The sequence below is a fragment of the Paraburkholderia sp. RL17-373-BIF-A genome, assembly GCF_046030175.1.
GTDB lineage: Bacteria > Pseudomonadota > Gammaproteobacteria > Burkholderiales > Burkholderiaceae > Paraburkholderia.
Window position 1 is genome coordinate 1 of sequence record NZ_JARESO010000210.1, and the last position, 2,285, is coordinate 2,285.

Annotated in this window: 3 protein-coding genes; 2 read left to right on the plus strand and 1 reads right to left on the minus strand. The window is 57.2% G+C overall.

Annotation, left to right across the window (positions count from 1 at the left end; genetic code table 11):
• Window positions 1-637, plus strand: a 637-nt coding sequence (locus P0D80_RS49660; protein ID WP_408295955.1) for an IS4 family transposase, incomplete at its 5' end; no start/stop codon positions are given.
• 20 nt (window positions 638-657) lie between these two features.
• On the opposite strand, the gene P0D80_RS49665 is transcribed toward P0D80_RS49660, so the two are convergent.
• A complete protein-coding gene (locus P0D80_RS49665) occupies window positions 658-792 on the minus strand; it encodes a hypothetical protein (protein WP_408295957.1) in 135 nt (44 codons plus the stop codon).
• A 9-nt stretch (window positions 793-801) separates the two neighbouring features.
• Between P0D80_RS49665 and P0D80_RS49670 the strand changes: the two genes are divergently transcribed.
• Window positions 802-2,285: pentapeptide repeat-containing protein (locus tag P0D80_RS49670; protein WP_408295960.1), on the plus strand; the 1,484-nt coding region annotated here is incomplete at its 3' end.

Consider the following 2,285-nt stretch of genomic DNA (forward strand, 5'->3'; position numbering starts at 1 on the left):
AGGCCGCACGATAGCGCGTACTGCAAGCCTGGCACTGCGATGTGCGCCTGTACGGTTGCGTCCGCCACGCTATCGGCGCCGCAAGGGCGTGCATGATGTCGAGGTCTTTGTAGTCCACGCTCTGGAAATAGAGCCTCCCGAAGGGTTCGAGCCACTTGAATGGATGTTGCTCACCTCGGTACCCACGCATACCTTCGAAGAAGCACTGGAGCGCCTGGCTTGGTATGCGCGCCGCTGGACGATTGAATCGTGGCATCGCGTGCTCAAGAGCGGCTGTCGCGTCGAAGCGCGCCAATTCGGCAATCTCGATCGATTCGTACGTGCGACCGCGCTGTTTGCCGTGATCAGTTGGCGCATTCTGTATGCGACATTGCTGGCCCGACTGGACGGCGACTTGCCGTGCGAAGTCTTGCTCCAACCTATCGAGTGGCGCGCGCTGTATTGCCGCGTGCACAGCACGACCAAGCCGCCCACCGACCCTCCATCGCTGTCGCAAGTCGTGCAGTGGATCGCCAAGCTCGGTGGCTATCTTGCACGCAAGCACGATCGCCCGCCCGGACCAACCGTTATATGGCGCGGCTTTCTCGCCCTGCATGAAGTTACCGAAATGTATCGCATCTTCAGGCAAAACGAATGACTCCCATTTGTGGGTAAACCTCAGCACGCGCGGCGGGGGTGGCGATGACCATGTTGCTGACGGCTCTTATCGGGCTGCTCATTGAGCGCATCTGCAAATGGATCGGCAGCAGGCAAAAAGAGGATGCCGTAAGGCAGGCAGTCGTCGACCTTCATGGGAGACTCATGGATAAGCGTTTCGAAGCTCGGGGCGAGGGTAATCGTATAGTTTCATTAGGGCTGCAGCATGGTGGAGAGCTCCGGGTGTCGGAGGACACCAGTACCAATGGGACGGTTCTGACCATTACAGTGCAAGCAGACGCAAGTTCCGAATCCTTTGCCTTGGAGGGAGTTGACTTTGATGACATGCAGAGATTTTTGGAGAGGGAGATTGTGCGCCACAAGGCGGATCATTACTTATACCTTGAAGCCGCGCGACGCATTCCGCTAGAGCGCCGCCGGTGTGCGCTCTTTGGTGTTGGTAACGACCTAAGCGACATGGACTTAAGCGAGACGGAGCTGTCCGGAATTGACTGGACCGGAGCGAATCTGAGCGGAGCCAAACTGACGGCGACAGATCTGCGCAAAGCTAGACTGTATGGAGCTGACCTCCTTGAGGCCAACCTCAGAAAAGCAGACCTCAGGGAGGCAGACCTGAGACGGGCAGATCTCAGAGGTGCAGACCTCAGCAGGGCAGACTTGGAGTCGGCAAAGTTCGGTCAGGCGACCCTTTCGCTGGAACAATTGTTGTGCGTGCGTAATTACCTCAGCGATCGCCAGCTTGCTGAAATCTCCTTTACTGGAATGACACTAGATTTGCGCAATCCTGATGTTCGGGATCTTGTTTTCAACCATCGCAACAATCGTGATTCGGGCAGCTTGCCAACAGCTATCGACCGGCGTTTGCACGGCGACAACAGGATCCGTTGCATGGAGATGGCTATCGGTGCGCTTGATGACGCCATCAACCAGGGTGTCAATGATCCTGCAGTTGAGGAGGCGGTCTTGGACTTTCTGTTTTCCCATCCCGACTATCAGGAACGAAGTCCTCGGATCGGGTCGTTTGTTCAAAAGATGGTCGGGAGGCTATTCTCGCGCTCGCAGGACTTTCGACTTGACTTGGGGAATTGGCATTCAAATGGACTGAGCACCGTGCTCGACCATGCTCAGGAGCAACTGATGAAACCGCAACCGCAGGCATACGAATGGGCGCGTGTAAACAGCTTCAACCTGCTGCAGGTAGTGGATGCGGCCGGGAAGCACAAGGGATTGCGGCAGAAGGCAGCGGCGCTGCGCCAAGCCTACCTGGACGCACTTCCCGATCGGGTGAGGGGGTTTGTGAAGGATTCATCCAGTCTGATGGGTGAGTCGGATCTGGCCTATTTTCCGCTCTTGGCGCGGGACAGCGAGGTTTGCATCCTGCTGGAGGCTAAAGACGTGAAGAACGCAATGCGGGCCCCGGGGCAGCCGGGTGAAGAGTTCGGCAATGTATTCGTGACTGTGGACTGGAGTCGCAGACCGGATGAGATGCCGGCGACCGAACGCGCAACATATTATCCGTTGTTCAGCTCAAAGCATCTGGCGCAGTTCCCCGTGCTGCACGCCATGAGCGTCGCGCGGGGATCGGTTCACTCAGTGTCGAGTATCATGCGACAGGTGCTTCCCGAGGA